Source organism: Streptomyces sp. NPDC003034 (assembly GCF_053591375.1).
The window spans coordinates 74106-93253 of record NZ_JBSFTS010000022.1 but is presented as its reverse complement, the minus strand read 5'-3'; the positions used below and the strand labels follow the sequence as shown (position 1 = coordinate 93253).

Below are 19148 nucleotides of genomic sequence, written 5' to 3'. Positions count from 1 at the left end.
GTCCGGCTGCGTCTCGGCCGCACCGGCCTGGGGGTCATCCGGCGGCGGCACCGAAGGGGTTGTCGATGACGTACCGCCACAGTCCGTCCGCGCCGCGCCGGGCCACGTCGGTGGCGGTCCCCTCCAGGTGCACGGGCTCGCCGTCGGGACCCGGGCCGTCGATGGTCCAGTCGACGATCAGCAGCGCGATATCGCCGGCCGTGTAGGTGTGCCGGGGGCGCACCTCGATCGGCAGCCCGAGCGCGAGGAAGTCCAGCGTGGCCGCGGCCAGGGACGCGCCTCTCACCGGGGCGCCGGGCCGCGGCACGAAGACGGCCTCCGGCTCGTACATCCGCTGCACGGCGGCCGGATCTCCGGTGTTGAAGGCGGCGGCGAAGGCGGCCGGGTGTTGCTCCGGGTCGGTGGTCAGGGAAACAGTGGACACATGATCGCGTTCGATGTTCATGGCGGCAGCGAAACCGACGGCGCAGTGACTCACCAAACGGAAAGCCACGGGGGAGGGCCGCCGAGCCCCTCGAGCGCCGTGAGCCCCGCGAGCGACGCGGTGGCCGATGGCGGCTGGGACGCCGAGCTGGTCCCCAGCCGCCGCGGGCGGACGCGGCGGCCCGAGCCCGACTGCCCCGTCGAGCTGGCGCTCGCGGCGGTGGCCGGCCGCTGGACCACGCTGCTGCTGCGGGAGCTGATGCAGGGGCCGCTCTCCTTCGGAGAGTTGGAGGCGCGGCTGCCGGAGATAAGCCCCAAGGTACTGACCGAACGGCTGCGGGCCCTGGAGCGCCGCGGCCTGGCCGTCCGGGAGCGGCTCGCCGGCTTCCCCGTCCGCACCCGGTACCGGCTCACCCCGGCCGGGGCGGGGCTGCGACGGCTGCTGATGGAGCTCTACCGGACCGGGGTGGAGCTGGCGCGGACGGAGGCGCAGGGTGGTGGGCTGCCGTGAACGGCCCTGCCGCTCCCTGCGGGGCCCCACCGTGACGGCAGGGCCCCGGATCTCCGGCGCGGCCCCCGTACGGGGGTGCGGTTCAGCGTTCCGAGAGCTCGGACGGGGCCTCCTGCACCACCCAGCCGTTGCCGTCCGGATCCTCGAACGACATGAACGAGTTCCAGGTCTCGCCCTTCCCGTCCTCCCAGCCCTTCTCGCCGACGTGACGGACGGGCGAGGCGTCCACCCCCCGCTCGACGAGCTCCCGGCGCGCCGCGTCGATGTCGGTGACGCAGACCTGGAGGCCGTGCAGCGTTCCGGGGGCCATCTGCTTCGTGCCGGGCGCCGCGGGCATCCCCTCCAGCAACGCGATGGAACACCGGGAGCCGGGCGGGGTCAGCTGGATGATGCGCATGCCCGGGGCGACCTCGTCGTCCAGGTCCACCTTGAAGCCGACCTTGTCAGCGTAGAACTCCTTGGCACGGTCCAGGTCGGTGACGGGGACCGGGATGACTTCGAGCGTCCAGTTCACGGAGGATCTCCTAGGAAACGGCGGCGGGCGGCGACCCGGCGGAACGGTCGCCGCCGTGCGAAGCAGGGCCCGCACGGGTACGACCGCCCGCACCGGGGCAGGACGGGATCCACCGTCGCCCACGAACGGGTCGGCGCGCACGTCGAAACGCCCTCCTGTGACGGGGCGTTTGACTTGATGGGCGACTCAAGACCGCCCTTCCGGACGCCCCCGGTCTCACGGGCGGGGCGGGCTCACTGAGCGCCCAGCGTCATCCACTGCTCCGGCCTCTCCAACGGGGCGAAGCCGACCTTGGCGTAGACCGCCTGCGCGTCCGCCGTGGCCAGCAGGATGCGACGCAGGCCGTAAGGGGCAAGATGATCGCGCACCGCGGTCACGAGCGCGGTTCCCAGCCCCTTGCCGCGCGCGTCCGGGGCGATGTACACGTCACACAGCCAAGCGAAATCGGCCAGGTCGGTCACGACCCGGGCATAGCCGAGCTGCAGACCGGAGGCCCGCTCGTAGACGCCGAAGTTGAGGGAAGCGGTGATGGCCCGGTCCTGCTTCTCACGGGACCGGCCGCGAGCCCAGTACGCGTCTTCCGACAGCCATCGGTGGACCAGAGCGGGATCCAGCCGTGCGGGATCGGTGGATATCTCATAACCGGCGGGAAGTTCACTCGTCATGGCCGAATCCAAGCAGTTCCGACTCCGCCCTACCGCTTATTTTCAGGACGGGGCGAGGACGCAGAACTCGTGGCCCTCCGGGTCGGCCAGACACGTCCACGGGACGTCGCCCTGGCCCACGTCGAGGTCGGTGGCGCCGAGGGCCCGCAGCCGGGTCACCTCCGCTGCCTTGTCGTCACCGGGGCCCGGCAACAGATCAAGATGGACGCGGTCCGGCACCGTCTTCACGCAGGGCGTGCGCAGGAACTCAAGGTACGGGCCGACCCCCTCGGCGGAGCGCATCACGGCGTGATCGTCGGTCACCTCGTACAGGGTCCAGTCCATCGCCCCGCCCCAGAACCGGCCCATGGCCCGGGGATCGGCGCAGTCGACCACCACCCGGGCGATCGGCCCGGTGTCCCGGTAGACCTCCCGGGGCTCCAGCACGCAGAACTCATTGCCCTCCGGATCCGCGAGGACCGTCCACGGCACGTCGCCCTGGTCCAGCGGAACCACTCCTCCTCGTCCTGGCTCTCACCGCCCAGGGTGACGACAGCCGTGTCCTCAGTCAGGTAGCCGCCGCTCCACTCCACGAAGGAATCCTCCGGGTCGTACCCGAAGGCCTCGACCGGGAGAGAGAAGAGCACATCCCCGTTGGGGTGGTGGTGAAAAGCGACGTCCGCCTGCTCGTGGTCGACGGTCATGAACTGCTGCCCGGAAGGCGCCAGGTCGATCAGGTACCGGTCCGACCACGGGTACGTTGCAAACTCCGGCTCGCTGTCCGCCCCGGCCGCACCCCGGAGAACGACGGCACCGTCCTGGCCCTCACCGACGTTGAGGTAGATGCTGCCGTCCACTGGGTGCATGTGGTGACCGGCGCCGTGCCCGACCGTCTCCAGCTCCCGGCGCGCGAGAACCGCCCCGCTCTCGGCGTCGTGCACGACCCACTGGTCTCGGCCCCCACGACCCGGCGTTGCGTCCGGCCGGTAGACCCACACAGTCCGGCCGTCCAGAGACACCACATCGAAGCGTCGAGGACTACCGGGCGATATGACGCGCTCACTCGGCCCAGGAGGGCGCTCACCCGCCGACTGAAGCGCTCCGTCCAACACATCGACTGAGACAGGTCGGCGAGATCTTTGCATAAAACTGCGCTGGTGCGTATAGTCATGCCATCGATGAGGAGGGTCCCATGGTGGTACGTGTAGCGGTAGCCGGAGCGAGTGGGTATGCGGGCGGGGAAGTGCTGCGTCTGCTGCTCGCGCACCCCGGGGTGGAGATCGGCGCGCTCACCGGGCACTCCAACGCCGGGCAGCCCTTCGGTCCCCTGCAGCCGCACCTCGTGCCGCTCGCCGGGCGGACCCTGGAGGCGACCACGCCCGAGGTCCTGGCCGGCCATGACGTCGTCTTCCTCGCGCTGCCGCACGGCCAGTCCGCCGCCGTCGCCGCGCAGCTCGGCGAGGACGTCCTCGTCGTGGACATGGGCGCCGACCACCGGCTCAAGGACTCCGCCGACTGGGACCGCTTCTACGGCGCCCCGCACGCCGGGACCTGGCCCTACGGGCTTCCCGAGCTACCGGGCGGCCGCACCGCGCTCGCCGGGTCGAAGCGCATCGCGGTCCCCGGCTGCTACCCCACAGCCGTCTCGCTCGCTCTCTTCCCCGCCTACGCGTCGCGGCTCGCCGAGCCCGAGGCCGTGATCGTCGCCGCCACCGGCACCTCCGGCGCCGGCAAGGCGCTCAAGCCGCATCTGCTCGGCTCCGAGGTGATGGGCTCCATGAGCCCGTACGGCGTCGGCGGCGGGCACCGGCACATCCCCGAGATGATCCAGAACCTCAGCCCGCTCGCGGGCCGGCGGGTCTCCGTCTCCTTCACGCCGACCCTCGCCCCCATGGCCCGCGGCATCCTCGCCACCTGCTCGGCCAAGGCGCTCCCCGGCACCACCGCCGAGTCGGTCCGGGCCGCGTACGAGAAGGCGTACGCCGACGAGCCCTTCGTCCACCTGCTCCCCGAGGGCCAGTGGCCGGCGACGGCGTCCGTCTACGGTTCCAACGCCGCGCAGATCCAGGTCGCCTACGACGAGGCCGCGCAGCGGATCATCGCCATCAGCGTCATCGACAACCTGACCAAGGGCACCGCCGGCGGCGCGGTGCAGAGCATGAACATCGCCCTCGGGCTCCCCGAACAGCTCGGGCTTTCCACGATCGGAGTCGCACCGTGAGCGTCACGGCAGCACAGGGATTCACGGCGGCGGGCATCGCCGCCGGGATCAAGGCGAACGGCAACCCCGACCTGGCCCTCGTGGTCAACAACGGGCCGCGTCTGGCCGCCGCGGGCGTCTTCACCTCCAACCGCGTCAAGGCCGCGCCCGTCCACTGGTCCCAGCAGGTCCTGCGGGGCGGCACGGTCAGCGCGGTCGTCCTGAACTCCGGCGGCGCCAACGCCTGCACCGGCCCCAAGGGCTTCCAGGACACCCACGCCACCGCCGAGAAGGCCGCCGCGGTCCTGAACCAGCGCGGGAACGGCGAGGAGTACGGCGCCGGGGAGATCGCGGTCGCGTCCACCGGCCTGATCGGCGTCCTGCTGCCCATGGACAAGCTGCTGCCGGGCATCGAGACCGCCGCGGCCGCCCTGTCGGCGGACGGCGGCGAGGCCGCCGCCGTCGCGATCAAGACCACCGACACCGTGCACAAGACGGCCGTCGCCACCCGCGGCGGCTGGACCGTCGGCGGCATGGCCAAGGGCGCCGGCATGCTCGCCCCCGGCCTGGCCACCATGCTCGTCGTCCTCACCACCGACGCCGACCTGGACAGCGCCACCCTCGACCGGGCGCTGCGCTCCGCCACCCGCACCACCTTCGACCGGATCGACTCCGACGGCTGCATGTCCACCAACGACACGGTGCTGCTGCTGGCCTCCGGTGCCTCGGGCGAGGTGCCGGCGTACGAGGAGTTCGCGCAGGCCGTACGGACCGTCTGCGACGACCTCGCCCGCCAGCTGATCGGTGACGCGGAGGGCGCCAGCAAGGACATCCGCATCGAGGTCATCGGCGCGGCGAGCGAGGACGACGCGGTCGAGGTCGGCCGGTCCATCGCCCGCAACAACCTGCTCAAATGCGCCATCCACGGCGAGGACCCGAACTGGGGCCGGGTGCTCTCCGCCATCGGCACCACCCGGGCCGCGTTCGACCCGGACCGGCTGAACGTAGCCATCAACGGTGTCTGGGTGTGCAAGAACGGCTCGGTCGGCGAGGACCGCGACCTGGTCTCGATGAAGGACCGGGAGGTCCGCATCACCGCCGACCTGGCCACCGGCGGGGAGTCGGCCGTCATCTGGGCCAACGACCTGACCGCCGAGTACGTCCACGAGAACAGCGCGTACTCGTCATGAGCGCCGACAAGGCCGGACAGCCCGGCACCACCGGTGGCACCGCCCGCAAGCACACCGCGCTGCCCAAGGCGCAGATCCTCATCGAGGCCCTGCCCTGGCTCACCCGCCACAACGGCAAGGTCGTCGTCATCAAGTTCGGCGGCAACGCCATGATCGACGAGGACCTCAAGGCGGCCTTCGCGCAGGACGTCGTCTTCCTGCGGCAGGCAGGTCTGAAGCCGGTCGTGGTGCACGGCGGCGGGCCGCAGATCAACGCGCAGCTCGACAAGCAGGGCCTGGTCAGCGAGTTCAAGGCGGGCCTGCGCGTCACGACCCCGCAGGCCATGGACGTCGTACGGATGGTCCTGGCGGGCCAGGTCCAGCGCGAACTGGTGGGGCTGCTCAACCAGCACGGGCCGCTCGCCGTCGGCATGACGGGCGAGGACGCCCACACCATCACCGCGACCAAGCACACCCCCGAGATCGACGGCGAGCTCGTGGACATCGGGCGGGTCGGCGAGATCACCGCCATCGACACGGGGGCGATCGAGGCGCTGCTGGCGGACGGCCGGATCCCGGTCATCTCCTCCATCGCGCGCAGCGCCGACGACCACCACGTGTACAACGTGAACGCCGACACGGCGGCCGCGGCGCTCGCCGCCGCGCTCGGCGCCGAGACGCTGATGGTCCTCACCGACGTCGAGGGGCTGTACGCGGACTGGCCCGACAGCGACGAGGTCATCAGCCGGCTCACCGTCAGTGAGCTGGAGAAGCTGCTGCCCGACCTGTCCAGCGGCATGGTGCCCAAGATGCAGGGCTGCCTGCACGCGGTGCGCGGCGGTGTGAGCACCGCCCGCGTGATCGACGGGCGCGTGCAGCACTCGATCCTGCTGGAGATCTTCACCGACGAGGGAATCGGGACGATGGTCGTGCCCGACGAGCGGCAAGGGGGAGCGGCATGACGACGGCCACCGGCAAGCAGACGGCCACCGGCAACCAGACGGGCGCCGACAACGAGACGGTCACCGGCAATCAGACGCGCACCGACAACGAGACGACGGCCACCGGCAACCGGAAGTACGCCGCCCGCTGGCAGGCGGCGCTGACCAACAACTACGGGACCCCCGCACTGGCCCTCGTGCGCGGCGAGGGCGCCCAGGTCTGGGACGCAGACGGCAAGCAGTACACCGACTTCGTCGGCGGGATCGCGGTCAACGCGCTCGGTCACGCCCATCCGGCGATCGTCGCGGCCGTGACCGGACAGATCTCGACCCTCGGCCACGTCTCGAACCTCTACGCCTCCGAGCCCGTCCTCGCGCTCGGGGAGCGGCTGCTCCAGCTCTTCGGCCGTCCCGGCAAGGTTTTCTTCTGCAACTCCGGCGCCGAGGCCGTCGAAGGCGCGTTCAAGATCGGCCGGCTGACCGGGCGGACCCACATGGTCGCCACCGAGGGCGGCTTCCACGGCCGGACCATGGGCGCCCTCGCGCTCACCGGCCAGCCGGCGAAGCAGACCCCCTTCCTGCCGCTGCCGGGTGAGGTCACGCACGTCCCCTTCGGTGACATCGAGGCCCTGCGGGCCGCGGTGACCACGCAGACCGCGCTGCTGGTCGTGGAGCCGATCCAGGGTGAGAACGGCGTCGTGGTACCTCCCGCCGGATATCTGAAGGCGGCCCGCGAGATCACCCGGGCCACCGGTACCCTGCTCGTCCTCGACGAGGTGCAGACCGGTGTGGGGCGGTGCGGCCAGTGGTTCGAGCACCAGGCCCACCTGGGCGTGGAGCCCGATCTCGTCACGCTCGCGAAGGGTCTGGGCGGAGGTCTGCCGCTCGGCGCCGTCGTCGCCTTCGGGGCCGCGGCGGACCTGCTCCAGCCCGGCCAGCACGGCACGACCTTCGGCGGCAACCCGGTCGCCTGCGCCGCCGGCCTCGCCGTCATCGACACGATCGCCGCCGAGGGACTGCTCGACCGGGTCAAGGCGCGCGGCGAGCGGCTGCGCTCCGGAATCGAGGCCTCCGGGCATGCGCTCGTCTCCCATGTCCGTGGGGCGGGCCTTCTGCTGGGTATCGTGCTGACCGAGCCGCTCGCACCCCAGGTGCAGCGGGCGGCTCAGGAAGCCGGCTTCCTGGTCAACGCGCCCGCCCCCGACGTCGTACGGCTCATGCCTCCGTACGTCCTCTCCGAGGCCGAGGCGGACGCGTTCCTCCGGGCCCTGCCCGGCATCCTCGACGCAGCCCACGGGGATGGATCCGCAGAATGAGACGACGATGAGCCAGGCGCAGGACAACGAGCACGGCGGCCAGGCCGTCCCCCAGACCCGTACCGCGCGCCACCGCCGGATCGTGGACATCCTCAACCGGCAGCCGGTCCGCTCCCAGAGCCAGCTGGCCAAGCTGCTCGCCGACGACGGGCTGAGCGTCACCCAGGCGACCCTCAGCCGGGACCTGGACGAGCTGGGCGCGGTGAAGATCCGCAATACCGGTGGCGAGCTGATCTACGCGGTGCCCAGCGAGGGCGGCTTCCGCACCCCCCAGGCGCCGCTCGGCGAGTCCGCGAAGGAGGAGCGCATGCGGCGCCTCTCCGGGGAGCTGCTGATCTCTGCGGAGGCCTCCGCGAACCTGGTGGTCCTGCGCACCCCGCCCGGTGCGGCGCAGTTCCTCGCCTCGGCGATCGACCAGGCCGAGCTCCAGGAGATCCTCGGCACGATCGCCGGCGACGACACCCTGATGCTGATCAGCCGCGACCCGGCGGGCGGCCAGGCCCTGGCCGACCACCTGCTGCGCCTGGCGCAGAAGGAGACCTGAGCCCGCCCATCAGCCGTGTGAACGCTGCTGACCGGACAGGGCCCAGGCCCTGTCCGGGCGATCTCCGCGGGTCCGCGCTGCCTGTCACGGCGCCTCCCTGCGTTGTCGGAGCGCGCGAGTACGGCCACGTACGAGCTGCGCCCCTCCGCCTTGCGATGCACCGCACCAGACGACGCGGCCTGATCCACGAAGACCGCCCGGACAGAACCTAGTACCGCGTGACGGCCAGGGCCCCGGATTCGGTGCCGATCGCGATGTGCGGGCGGCGCCGGGGGTTCGCCCAGCGCAGGATCTCCCGCATCGCCCGCTCCGGTACAGATACGCAGCCGGCCGTCGCCCCCTTGCCGTTGACGTGCAGGAAGATCCCCGCGCCGCGGCCGTGTACGGGCCGCGCGTAGTTGAAGCCGATGACCAGCGCGTGGGCGTACTGGGACGCGTAGGTCACCAGGTGCTCGGCCTCGCCCGGCGCGCAGTCCGCCGGCAGCGGCTCCACCCAGCGGTTGTAGCTGCCCGAGGCGTTGTCCTGGCACCACCACGAGCCGCCGGTCACCCGCCGGTAGCCGTACGCCGTCCCGGCCGGCGCCCGCCGGATCCCGAAGGCGTACGGGAGGTCGTACAGGCCCGTCGGGGTCGTACTGGTGCCCTGCGCACGGGTCGCTCCCTCCGTCAGGCCGTTCGCCCCGAAGCGGGCCGCCGCGCTCCCGGCCTCGTACCAGCGCCCCGCCCGCCGGTCCCACCAGGTCACCCGCCCGGTCGTGGACCCGGGGGCGGGCGCGACGGCGGTGATCAGCTGGCTGCCGCCACCGGTATCGGCGAGCCGGGCGGGCAGCGGGGGAGAGGGGTGGACGCCTTGCGGCAGCAGGACGGTGACGATCAGTGAGCCGGTGACCAGAGCGATGCGCAGCACAGGTCGGACGGTACGGGGCGCGAGGGGCGGCGGCGGTGCGGGCAGGCCGACGCGGACCCGTCCGAGGTGTTTGCTTCGCCCGGCCGGGGGAGCGCTACCGGGCATCGATTGACGAAACATACGGAGCAATGCATAGTTATGCCTGCGTCCGATCGATCCCCCGCGGTACCGGCCTCCGCGTCGCCTCCGCGCCGGGGAGGCCGTCGCGCATCCGAAGCCATGCAGTCCTTGAGGAGCAGTAGCTGTGAGCAGCAACAAGAGTGACGTCCGGCTCTGGGGCGGCCGCTTCGCCGACGGTCCCGCCGAGGCCCTCGCGAAGCTGTCCGCGTCGGTCCACTTCGACTGGCGGCTGGCCCCGTACGACATCGCGGGGTCCCGCGCCCACGCACGGGTGCTCCACAAGGCGGGGCTGCTCACGGCCGAGGAGCACGACCGCATGACCGCCGGCCTCGACCAGCTCGAAGCGGACGTGGCGGACGGCTCCTTCACCGGCACCATCGCCGACGAGGACGTGCACACGGCGCTGGAGCGCGGCCTGCTGGAGCGGCTCGGCGCCGATCTCGGCGGCAAGCTGCGGGCCGGCCGGTCCCGCAACGACCAGGTGGCCACGCTGTTCCGGATGTACCTGCGCGACCACGCCCGGATCATCGGCGCTCTGATCGCCGATCTCCAGGACGCGCTGGTCGGCCTCGCAGAGACCCACGCGGACGTGGCCATGCCGGGCCGCACGCACCTCCAGCACGCGCAGCCGGTGCTCTTCGCCCACCACGTACTGGCCCACGTACAGGCGCTGTCGCGGGACGCGGAGCGGCTGCGGCAGTGGGACACCCGGACCGCGGTCTCCCCGTACGGCTCGGGCGCGCTGGCCGGTTCCTCGCTGGGCCTGGACCCGGAGGCGGTCGCCGCCGACCTGGGCTTCGAACGCGGCTCGGTCGGCAACTCCATCGACGGCACGGCCTCGCGTGACTTCGTCGCCGAGTTCGCCTTCATCACCGCGATGATCGGGATCAACCTGTCCCGGATCGCGGAGGAGATCATCATCTGGAACACGAAGGAGTTCTCCTTCGTGACCCTGCACGACGCCTTCTCGACCGGTTCTTCGATCATGCCGCAGAAGAAGAACCCGGACATCGCGGAGCTGGCGCGCGGCAAGTCCGGCCGCCTCATCGGCAACCTCACGGGCCTGCTCGCGACCCTCAAGGCGCTGCCCCTGGCCTACAACCGGGACCTCCAGGAGGACAAGGAGCCGGTCTTCGACTCCTGCGACACCCTGGAGGTGCTGCTGCCGGCCTTCACCGGCATGATGGCGACCCTCACGGTCAACCGGGAGCGGATGGAGGAGCTGGCTCCGGCCGGGTTCTCCCTCGCCACGGACATCGCGGAGTGGCTGGTCAAGCAGGGCGTTCCGTTCCGGGTCGCGCACGAGGTCGCCGGCGAGTGCGTCAAGGTCTGCGAGAGCGAGGGCATCGAGCTCGACCAGCTGACCGACGCGCAGTTCGCGAAGATCTCGGAGCACCTGACCCCCGAGGTCCGCACCGTGCTCAACGTCAAGGGCGCGCTCGCCTCGCGGAGCGGCCGCGGCGGCACCGCACCGTCGGCGGTCGCGGTCCAGCTGACGGAGCTCAAGGCGGACCTGGTCATCCAGCACGCTTGGGCGGCCCACAAGCAGTAACGCCTAACGCATAAGGCATAACGCTTAACGCACGACGCCCGAAGGGGCGGCCGGAGCCCCCGCTCCGGCCGCCCCTTCGTCGTTCCCCCCCCGTACTCAGAGGGCGCGACGAGACCCCGAATGAGACAGCAACGTCTCATTCGGGGTATGGTTGTCTCATGGTAATGGATCGTGACCAGGTGCTCCGTGATGCGGCCGCCCTGCTCTCCCGCAAGTCGACCGCGACGATGGACGAGGTCGCCCGGTCTGCCGGGATTGGGCGGGCGACCCTGCACCGGCACTTCGCCGGGCGCGACGCTCTCGTACGGGCGCTGGAAGAGATGGGGATCCGCGAGTTCGAGGCGGCGTTCGACAAGGCCCGCCTGGGCGAGGGCACGGCCGTCGAAGCGCTCAGGCGCCTCGTCGCCCAGGCCGAGCCCAACGCGCCGCTGCTCGCCTTCCTCGTCACCGAGAACCAGCTCTTCGAGGGCGACCAGGTCAACGAAGGATGGGCCCGGCTCGACGCCCGCGTCAGCGCCCTCTTCCGGCGCGGCCAGGAAGAGGGCGACATCCGGATCGACCTGAGCCCCGCCTGGCTCACCGAGGCCCTCTACGGCCTCATCGGCGCCTGCGCCTGGTCCGTCATGGACGGCCGGGTCGCCGCCAAGGACTTTCAGTACATGATCACCGAGCTGCTGCTGGGTGGCGCAAGACGGAGTGTGAAGTGATGAGCCGTACCGAACAGCCGAGCCGGCCGAAGGGGACGGAGGGCAGGAGTCCCGGGCGCTGGCTCGCGCTCTCCGTGCTGGTCCTGGCCGTCCTGCTGGTCGCGGTGGACGCCACCGTACTCGGCCTCGCGACGCCCTCCCTCAGCGAGGACCTCAAGCCGTCCGGCACCCAGCTGCTGTGGATCGGCGACATCTACTCCTTCGTCATCGCCGGCCTGCTCGTCTCCATGGGCTCCCTCGGCGACCGCATCGGCCGCAAGAAGCTGCTCCTGGTCGGCGCCACCGCCTTCGGCGCCGTCTCGGTCCTGAACGCCTACGCGACCAGCCCCGAGATGATGATCGTCGCCCGGGCCCTGCTCGGCGTGGCCGGCGCGACCCTCATGCCGTCCACCCTCGCGCTGATCCGGAACATCTTCCACGACCCGAGGGAGCGCAGCCTCGCCATCGGCATCTGGGGCGCCACCGCCTCCGCCGGCGCGGCCGTCGGCCCGGTCGTCGGCGGAGCCCTGCTCCAGCACTTCTACTGGGGTTCGGTCTTCCTCATCAACCTCCCCGTGATGGCCGTACTGGTCCTCGTCGGCATCAAGCTGCTGCCGGAGTCCAAGAACCCGGTCTCCGGCCCCTGGGACCTGCTCAGCGTCGGCCTCTCCCTCGTGGGCGTCATCGGCGTGGTCTACGCCGTCAAGGAACTCGCCACCCACGGCCTGTCCTGGGAGGCCTGGACCGCGGCCGTCCTGGGCGCGGGCGCGCTGTACACCTTCGTACGCCGCCAGTTCACGCTGCCCGCTCCGCTGCTCGACATGCGGCTCTTCAAGCACCGCGGCTTCTCCGGCGCCGTCCTCGCCGACCTGCTGACGGTCTTCGGCCTCTCCGGGCTGGTCTTCTTCCTCTCCCAGTTCCTCCAGCTCGTCCAGGGCCGCCAGCCGCTGGAGGCGGGCCTCGCCGAACTGCCCGCCGCCATCGGCGCGGTGGCCACCGGTCTGGTCGCGGGCAAGTACGCCCGCAAGTACTCCGTACGCTCCCTCGTCGCCGGCGGCCTCGCCGCCATCGGCCTGGCCCTGGCCACCCTCACCGTGATCCACAAGGAGAGCGGCTACCCGCTGCTCGGCGCCGCGCTGCTCGTCGTCGGCCTCGGCGCCGGCTTCTCCTTCACCGTCACCGCCGACGTCATCCTCTCCAGCGTGCCCAAGGAGCAGGCCGGTTCGGCCTCCGCCGTCTCCGAGACGGCGTACGAACTCGGCGCCGCCCTCGGCATCGCCCTGCTCGGCTCCATCGTCACCGGCGTCTACCAGGGCTTCGCCGCCCCGGCCGCGGTGCCCGCGCCCGTGAAGGAGGCCGCGCACGAATCACTGGGCGGGGCCGTCGAGGCGGCCAAGACGCTGGATCCGCACACCGCCGCGCAGATGGTGGGCGCCGCCCAGGAGGCCTTCGTGGACGGGCTGCGGCTCGCCTCGGGGGTCGGCGCGGCCGTGCTGCTGGCCACCGCCGTCGCCGCCTGGTACCTGCTGAAGGGACAGCGGCTCCAGGACGGGATCGAGCACTGACGCCGTGACAAAGGCCGGTGTCCCGCACGTAGTTGACAGTACGATCATGTGCGGGACACCATCCGGGCGATGGAGTTCACCGATCTGACCCCGGCGGAACGCCGTGTATGGGAGGCCTTCCCGCACGGCTACGGTGTCGACTTCCGGCAGGGCCGTGACGAGGACCCGGCGGACGGCGCCTCGTGGGGCCCCGAGCGGACCGTCCGCGCCGACGTGCTCCGAGCCCTCCTGGTCAACAGCCCCACCGTGCCCGGCCAGGTCGCCGGTCTCAAGATCAAGGGCGCCAAGATCACCGGCAGGCTCGACCTGAAGTACGCCGCCATCGAGGCCCCGATGCGGATGCGAGCCTGCTGGTTCGAACACAAACCGGGCCTGTACGGGGCCCGGTTGCGCGCCCTCGTCCTGACCGAGTCCTTCCTGCCGGGCCTGACCGCCGCCACCCTGCGCGTCGAGGTGGTGCTCCGGATGACGTGCTGCCGTATCACCGGGCCGGTCCGCCTCGCCGGAGCGCAGATATCCGGCGGCCTCTTCCTCCAGGACGCGGTCCTCGGGAACCCGGACCGCGCCGCCGACACGGCCCAGGAACCGCCGCTCCAGCTCAACCACGCCACCCTCGGCACCGACGTCATCGCCTTCGGACTGACCGTGCACGGACAGACACGCCTCAACGGGGCCACCGTCGGCGGCCAGATCAACCTCGACGACGCCCGCCTCCTCGCTCCCGAAGGCACCGCCCTGCACGCGGAGACCCTCAGCGTCGGCACCGACCTGCGGGCGATGCGGCTGGAGGCCCGGGGCCGGATCAACCTCACCGGCTCCCGTATCCCCGGCCAGCTCAACCTGGCCTACGCCCGGCTCGTCAACCCCGGCGGAGTCGCCCTGCGCGCCTCCAGCTCGGTGATCGGCGAGGTGTGGCTGCGCTCCTGCGAGCGGCTCCAGGGCACGGTGAACCTGCGGCGCTCGCAGTTCGACCTGCTGCACGTGCCGCCCGAGACCTGGCCCGACCGCATCCGCATCGACGGACTGACCTACCGCACCCTCGCCCCCCACCTGCCCGCCGAGGAGCGGCTGCCGGCGCTGGAGCGAGAGGAGTCCGGCTACCTCCCGTACGCCTACGAGCAGCTCGCCGCGGCCTACCGTACGGCGGGCGACGAGGCGGCCGCCCGGACCGTACAGCTCGCCAAGCTGCGCCGGCACCGGCGGACCCTGCCCCGGCACACGCGCCCGTGGGGGCTGCTCCAGGACGCCACCGTGGGCTACGGCTTCCGGCCGCTGCGCGCCGCGGGCTGGCTGGCGGCGCTGCTGCTGACCGGGACGATCGCCTTCGGGATCCGTCCGCCGCGCCCCCTCAAGGCGGGGGAGGCGCCGGACTTCAACCCGCTCTTCTACACGCTCGACCTGATGCTGCCGATCATCGGCTTCGGCCAGGAGGCGGCCTTCGCGCCGAGCGGCTGGTACCAGTGGCTGTCGTACCTGCTGATCGTGACCGGATGGATCCTCGCCACCACGACGGCGGCGGGTGTCAGCCGGTCACTGCGTCGACAGTGACCGGCTGACACCCGCCGCTGCGGGGCGCGGCCGTGAGGACTACGCCGCTTCCTTGGCCTTGGTGGCGTACATGTCGACGTACTCCTGGCCCGACAGCCGCATGACCTCGGCCATCACCGAGTCGGTGACGGCGCGCAGCACGTAGCGGTCGCGGTCCATGCCGTCGTAACGGGAGAACTCCATCGGCTCGCCGAAGCGGACGGTGACCCGGCCCGGGCGCGGCATGCCGGCGCCGCCCGGCTGGAGCTTGTCGGTGCCGATCATGGCGAACGGCACCACCGGGGCGCCGGTCATCAGGGTCAGGCGGGCGATGCCGGTGCGGCCCCGGTAGAGCCGGCCGTCGGGGGAGCGGGTGCCCTCCGGGTAGATGCCGAAGATCTTGCCCTCTTCGAGGATCCGGCGGCCGGTCATCAGGGCCGCGACCCCGCCGTTGGCGCCGTCCCGGTCGACGGGGATCATGCCGGAGCCGGTGAAGAACCAGGCCATCAGGCGGCCCTTGAACCCCTTGCCCGTCACGTACTCGTCCTTGCCGATGAAGTGGACCGTGCGGTCGCACACCAGCGGCAGGATCATGGAGTCGATGAAGGTGAGGTGGTTGCCCGCCAAAATCACCGGACCGGACCCCGGGATGTTCTCGATGCCCTCCACGCGGGTGCGGAACATCAGGCGCATGACGGGTCCGACAGTGGCTTTGATGAGCGCAGTACGGAACAACGTGGGCCCTCCGGCATCGAAAAGCGGCTCGCGCACCCACCACACGGCGGTAGTGCAGGTGAGGACGATACTCGCGGGTCAGGTCGGAGCGCACATCGGGTTCACACATCGAAACGCAGTGTTGACACGCGTTTGCGCCATGTTCGGCCCGTCCCCACCTCCCGGACACCGCCCGCTGCCTACGATCGCCGGGCCGATCACGGGCCGCGGACGCCGGGACAGCAGAGATCCCGGGTGCCCGGGCCCGTTCAGAACGAGGAGTGGCATTGATGACACAGGGTGGCGCAGCGCGGCGCACGGTTCTCGGAGCAGCCGTGCTCGCGGCGGGCGGAGCCGTGGCGGGACTCTCGGCGGGACCCGCCGCCGCGTCGGTCCCCGACGCCGGCCATGGCGACGGCCACGGCGGCGGGTACCGGGACCTCCCCTTCCCCACGGTGGTCGGCCACCGCGGCGCCAGCGGATACCGGCCCGAGCACACCCTCGGCTCCTACCAACTCGCCCTGGACATGGGCGCCGACGTCATCGAGCAGGACCTGGTGCCCACCAAGGACGGCCACCTCGTCTGCCGGCACGAGAACGAGATCGGCGGCACCACCGACGTCGCCGAGCACCCCGAGTTCGCCGCCCGGCACACCACCAAGTCCGTCGACGGAGTCCCGGTCACCGGCTGGTTCACCGAGGACTTCACCCTCGCCGAGCTGAAGACGCTGCGGGCGAAGGAACGTATCCCCGCCCTGCGCCCCCGCAACACGCTCTACGACGGCCGGTGGGCGGTGCCGACCTTCGAAGAGGTGCTGCGCTGGGCCGACCGCGAGGGCAAGCGGCGCGGCAAGCGGGTCTGGCTGCACGTCGAGACCAAGCACCCCAGCTACTTCCGCGCCCTCGGCCTCGGCCTGGAGGAGCCCCTCGCCAAGCTGCTGCGCCGCCACCGGCGCGACGGCCGCGACGCGGCCCTCTTCCTCCAGTCCTTCGAGCCCTCCAGCATGCAGCGGCTCGCCCGGCTGGTCTCCGTGCCGCGGGTGGTCCTGCTCTCCGACGCCGACACCCGCCCCTGGGACTTCGAGCTGGCCAAGGACCCGCGCACGGTCGCGGACCTGGTCAAGCCGGAGGGCCTGAAGTGGATCGCGGGCTTCGCCCAGGGCATCGGCCCGACCCTCAACCTCGTCATCCCGCGTGACGCGGCGGGCCGCCTCGGCACGCCCACCACCCTGGTGAAGGACGCCCACGCGCGCGGGCTGGTGCTGCACCCCTACACCGCGCGCAACGAGAACAGCTTCCTGCCGGCCGAGTACCGCAAGGGCACGGACCCGGCCGTGTACGGCGATGTGTTCGGCGCCCTGCGGACCTATTTCGAGCAGGGCATCGACGGGATCTTCAGCGACAACCCGGACACGGCACTGCTCGCCGCGGAGGCCTTCCGCCCCGGCCGGCGCCCCGTCAACCGCTGACCGGAGCTTCTCGTACGAGTGGGCCGGGCCCGGCGGGGAAACCGCCGGGCCCGGCCTTCGCGTCCCGCCCGGCATGGACCTGCTGAAGGACCCCGACCTCCTGAACCGACTCGGCCCGCTGCTCTCCGCCGAGGCCGCCGCCGAGGCGCCGGGCGCCGGAATGGACGCGGCCGACCTGGAACAAGCCGTCTGGGTGAGGCTGCTGGAACGCGACCGCCACGCCCTCGATTCCCCTGATCCCTCTGATTCCGCCGGTGCCTCCGGTGCCGGCGACGCCTCCGGCCCCGCCGACCCGGCGGAACCGGCCCGCTGGCTGCGCCGGGCGGTACGCGCCGAGGCCCGCATCGCCCGGCGCCGCGCACGACGCGAGCTCGCCTACGACGCCGGGGCGCCGACGGACGCGGGCAGCGAGCCGGAGGACGCCCTGCTGCACGGGGAGCGGAACCGGGTCCTGCGTTCGGCGGTCGCCCGACTGCCCGGACGCTGTCCCGAGCTCATGAAGGCACTTCTTTCGCCAAGAGACCTCACCTACCGTGAAATCGCAGGAGAGTTGGGTATCTCACAAGGAAGTTTAGGGCCCGTCCGTTCCCGATGCCTGGGATGTCTGCGCAGAATGCTGGCTGCAGAGGTTGCGGCTCCTGGCCCATGGGGAAAGGAGCGGTAGACCAACGGGCTACCAGGTGAGCGGAAGGCATACGCAGATGGGCATGAGCGTGACCATTTCGGCGGCGGCTGCCGAGGACGCTGAGCAGATCTTCAAACTCCAGTACCTGGCCTTCCAGCGCGAGGCCGAGCTCTACGGCAACTACCGCATCCAGCCGCTCACCCAGTCCCTGGACTCGCTGAAGGCGGAGCTCGCGGCGGACACCGTACTCGTGGCCCGGCTCGGCGACGAGATCGTCGGCACCGTGCGCGGCAGCGTGGACGAGGACGGCACCGGCAAGATCGCCAAGCTCTGCGTCCACCCGCGCCTGCAGGGTCACGGCCTCGGGGCCCGACTGCTGCGCGCCGTCGAGGAGGCCCTCGCCGGCGACGGCGCCACGACCCGCTTCCGCCTGCACACCGGGCACAAGAGCGAATCGAACCTGCGGCTCTACCGCAAGGCGGGCTACATCACGGTCGGTGGCCGCACCGCATGCGACGGCGTGCGGCTGGTGGTCCTGGAGAAGGAGACCAAGGACCCCGCACCCACGGACTTCGCGGTCAGCGCGTAGTTCCGGCCGCGGCCCAGGCCCCGGATCCGGCCCCGGATCCGGATCCGGCCACGGGGGTCAGCGGTTCCTGCGCAGCCAGAGCATCCCGGTGACCGGCAGGATCACCGGGATGAACAGGTAGCCCATCCCGAACCGCGACCACACGGTCGCGTCCGGAAACGCCTCGGGCCTCAGCACGGTCCAGGTGCCCACGACCAGTACCCCGGCCAGCTCGGCGGCGCAGCACACCAGCGCCGCCTTCCGGGCCGTCTCCCCGCCGCGCACCAGCGAGTACGTGATGAAGGCGTAGGCCAGCGCGGCCGCCGCCGACAGCGAGTACGCCAGCGGGGCCCGGTCGTACTCGGTGGAGATCTGGTAGGCCGAGCGGGAGACGGCGCCGACCACCATCACCCCGTACAGCCACACCAGCAGCAGTCCGGGCCCGGACACCAGCCGCTTGCGCCCGGCGGGGGTGGAGGTCGTATCAGGCACCGGGGGTTCCCCAGATGTCGTAGAGGCGTACTTCGAGGACGGCGAGGACGACCGCGCTCGCGGCGACCGTCACCGAACCCCACTTGGTGCGCTCGGTGAGCGAGAGCAGCCCGGCGGCGGGGACCGCGGCGAAGGCGCCCAGCAGGTACGCGACGAAGATCACCGCGCCTTCGTCGGGCTTCTCACCCGCGGCCAGTTTGACCAGTCCGGTCACCAGCTGGGCCAGGACCAGCACGGTCACCACGGCCATGCCGATGAAGTGCCAGTCCTTGGTCGACTGGTCCCGCCAGGCGGCATGTCCGCACCAGGCGGCGAGGGCGAGTGCGGCCACGCCGATGGCGACCGTCAGGGCGTCGAGCATGCAGCGAGGGTATTACGCGCCGAAAGACCCGATGCGCGCACCCCACCCGCCCACGGGCGGCGGCCCCCGCCCGGTGTGTGGTCTTGACTACAAGGGACCACGGGCGGGCCACCAGGCGCCCCCGGCCGAGCCGGGCGGGGAGGCGGCGGGCCGTTGATTTCCGTCCACTAGGTGACCGGTATCCGTCCGCTATGCGGACAGTTTTGATCGGTCACGGGATGGATCTGCTTTACTTGGGCCCATGACCACGACGAGCAGCCGCACCCTTGCGACCGAGGCGACGATGACGCCCGGTGCTCG

Annotated in this window: 20 protein-coding genes and 2 pseudogenes; 13 read left to right on the top strand and 9 right to left on the bottom strand. The window is 71.6% G+C overall.

The window, feature by feature from the left end; genetic code table 11:
- Positions 1-34 precede the first annotated feature (34 nt).
- Positions 35-445 (bottom strand): YybH family protein, encoded by a 411-nt coding sequence (locus ACWDX7_RS21560; RefSeq protein WP_451490674.1) that lies wholly within the window; start codon positions 443-445, stop codon positions 35-37.
- A gap of 78 nt (positions 446-523) precedes the next feature.
- Between ACWDX7_RS21560 and ACWDX7_RS21555 the strand changes: the two genes are divergently transcribed.
- Entirely contained in the window at positions 524-934 is a 411-nt protein-coding gene (locus tag ACWDX7_RS21555; protein ID WP_451490673.1) for a winged helix-turn-helix transcriptional regulator, read from the top strand.
- An 82-nt stretch (positions 935-1016) separates the two neighbouring features.
- On the opposite strand, the gene ACWDX7_RS21550 is transcribed toward ACWDX7_RS21555, so the two are convergent.
- The 4 genes and pseudogenes from ACWDX7_RS21550 to ACWDX7_RS21535 all read right to left on the bottom strand — a co-directional run.
- Positions 1017-1448 carry a VOC family protein gene (locus tag ACWDX7_RS21550; protein ID WP_451490672.1) on the bottom strand — a complete coding sequence of 144 codons (432 nt, stop codon included), beginning with the start codon at positions 1446-1448 and terminating at the stop codon, positions 1017-1019.
- A gap of 233 nt (positions 1449-1681) precedes the next feature.
- A complete protein-coding gene (locus ACWDX7_RS21545) occupies positions 1682-2113 on the bottom strand; it encodes a GNAT family N-acetyltransferase (protein ID WP_451490671.1) in 432 nt (143 codons plus the stop codon).
- 42 nt (positions 2114-2155) lie between these two features.
- Positions 2156-2596: pseudogene (locus tag ACWDX7_RS21540) on the bottom strand (VOC family protein); the annotation flags it as partial.
- Positions 2595-3111 (bottom strand): annotated as a pseudogene (locus ACWDX7_RS21535) (hypothetical protein); the annotation flags it as partial. The pseudogenes ACWDX7_RS21540 and ACWDX7_RS21535, both read right to left, overlap by 2 nt.
- A 173-nt stretch (positions 3112-3284) precedes the next feature.
- Between ACWDX7_RS21535 and argC the strand changes: the two are divergent.
- From argC to ACWDX7_RS21510, 5 genes are read left to right on the top strand one after another with little or no spacing between them, the layout of a single operon-like run.
- Positions 3285-4313, top strand: a complete 1029-nt coding sequence (gene argC / locus ACWDX7_RS21530; RefSeq protein WP_451490670.1) for an N-acetyl-gamma-glutamyl-phosphate reductase — start codon at positions 3285-3287, stop codon at positions 4311-4313.
- Positions 4310-5482, top strand: coding sequence for a bifunctional glutamate N-acetyltransferase/amino-acid acetyltransferase ArgJ (argJ, locus tag ACWDX7_RS21525; protein ID WP_451490669.1), 1173 nt, complete (start codon positions 4310-4312; stop codon positions 5480-5482). Before argC ends, argJ begins: the two co-directional genes overlap by 4 nt.
- Positions 5479-6423, top strand: a complete 945-nt coding sequence (gene argB, locus ACWDX7_RS21520; RefSeq protein WP_451490668.1) for an acetylglutamate kinase — start codon at positions 5479-5481, stop codon at positions 6421-6423. The genes argJ and argB overlap by 4 nt, the downstream gene beginning before the upstream one ends.
- Entirely contained in the window at positions 6420-7718 is a 1299-nt protein-coding gene (locus ACWDX7_RS21515) for an acetylornithine transaminase (protein ID WP_451490667.1), read from the top strand. Before argB ends, ACWDX7_RS21515 begins: the two co-directional genes overlap by 4 nt.
- A 7-nt stretch (positions 7719-7725) precedes the next feature.
- A complete protein-coding gene (locus ACWDX7_RS21510) occupies positions 7726-8262 on the top strand; it encodes an arginine repressor (RefSeq protein ID WP_451490666.1) in 537 nt (178 codons plus the stop codon).
- A 208-nt stretch (positions 8263-8470) separates the two neighbouring features.
- On the opposite strand, the gene ACWDX7_RS21505 is transcribed toward ACWDX7_RS21510, so the two are convergent.
- A complete protein-coding gene (locus ACWDX7_RS21505) occupies positions 8471-9166 on the bottom strand; it encodes a L,D-transpeptidase family protein (RefSeq protein WP_451490734.1) in 696 nt (231 codons plus the stop codon).
- Between the two features lie 247 nt (positions 9167-9413).
- Between ACWDX7_RS21505 and argH the strand changes: the two genes are divergently transcribed.
- From argH to ACWDX7_RS21485, 4 genes are all read left to right on the top strand, one after another.
- Positions 9414-10841, top strand: a complete 1428-nt coding sequence (argH, locus tag ACWDX7_RS21500; protein WP_451490665.1) for an argininosuccinate lyase — start codon at positions 9414-9416, stop codon at positions 10839-10841.
- A 158-nt stretch (positions 10842-10999) separates the two neighbouring features.
- Positions 11000-11548 carry a TetR/AcrR family transcriptional regulator gene (locus ACWDX7_RS21495; protein WP_451490664.1) on the top strand — a complete coding sequence of 183 codons (549 nt, stop codon included), beginning with the start codon at positions 11000-11002 and terminating at the stop codon, positions 11546-11548.
- Positions 11548-13092, top strand: a complete 1545-nt coding sequence (locus ACWDX7_RS21490; protein ID WP_451490663.1) for an MFS transporter — start codon at positions 11548-11550, stop codon at positions 13090-13092. The genes ACWDX7_RS21495 and ACWDX7_RS21490 overlap by 1 nt, the downstream gene beginning before the upstream one ends.
- Before the next feature lie 69 nt (positions 13093-13161).
- Entirely contained in the window at positions 13162-14640 is a 1479-nt protein-coding gene (locus tag ACWDX7_RS21485; protein ID WP_451490733.1) for a membrane-associated oxidoreductase, read from the top strand.
- A gap of 39 nt (positions 14641-14679) precedes the next feature.
- Here the strand turns inward: ACWDX7_RS21485 and ACWDX7_RS21480 are convergent, their stop codons facing one another.
- Positions 14680-15312 (bottom strand): lysophospholipid acyltransferase family protein, encoded by a 633-nt coding sequence (locus tag ACWDX7_RS21480; protein WP_451490662.1) that lies wholly within the window; start codon positions 15310-15312, stop codon positions 14680-14682.
- A gap of 311 nt (positions 15313-15623) precedes the next feature.
- Here ACWDX7_RS21480 and ACWDX7_RS21475 point away from each other — a divergent pair, with 311 nt between their 5' ends.
- The 3 genes from ACWDX7_RS21475 (at position 15624) to ACWDX7_RS21465 (ending at position 18016) form a co-directional block, all read left to right on the top strand.
- A complete protein-coding gene (locus tag ACWDX7_RS21475) occupies positions 15624-16802 on the top strand; it encodes a glycerophosphodiester phosphodiesterase (RefSeq protein WP_451490661.1) in 1179 nt (392 codons plus the stop codon).
- Between the two features lie 73 nt (positions 16803-16875).
- Complete coding sequence (locus ACWDX7_RS21470; RefSeq protein WP_451490660.1) at positions 16876-17466, top strand: RNA polymerase sigma factor; 591 nt, start codon at positions 16876-16878, stop codon at positions 17464-17466.
- Between the two features lie 37 nt (positions 17467-17503).
- Positions 17504-18016: a GNAT family N-acetyltransferase gene (locus ACWDX7_RS21465; protein ID WP_451490659.1), complete on the top strand. Its 513-nt coding sequence runs from the start codon at positions 17504-17506 to the stop codon at positions 18014-18016.
- Between the two features lie 57 nt (positions 18017-18073).
- Here the strand turns inward: ACWDX7_RS21465 and ACWDX7_RS21460 are convergent, their stop codons facing one another.
- Together ACWDX7_RS21460 and ACWDX7_RS21455 are read right to left on the bottom strand one after the other, a co-directional pair.
- Positions 18074-18487 (bottom strand): hypothetical protein, encoded by a 414-nt coding sequence (locus ACWDX7_RS21460; RefSeq protein ID WP_451490658.1) that lies wholly within the window; start codon positions 18485-18487, stop codon positions 18074-18076.
- On the bottom strand, positions 18480-18848 hold the full coding sequence (locus ACWDX7_RS21455; protein WP_451490657.1) for a hypothetical protein: 369 nt from the start codon (positions 18846-18848) through the stop codon (positions 18480-18482). The genes ACWDX7_RS21460 and ACWDX7_RS21455 overlap by 8 nt, the downstream gene beginning before the upstream one ends.
- Between the last annotated feature and the right edge of the window lie 300 nt (positions 18849-19148).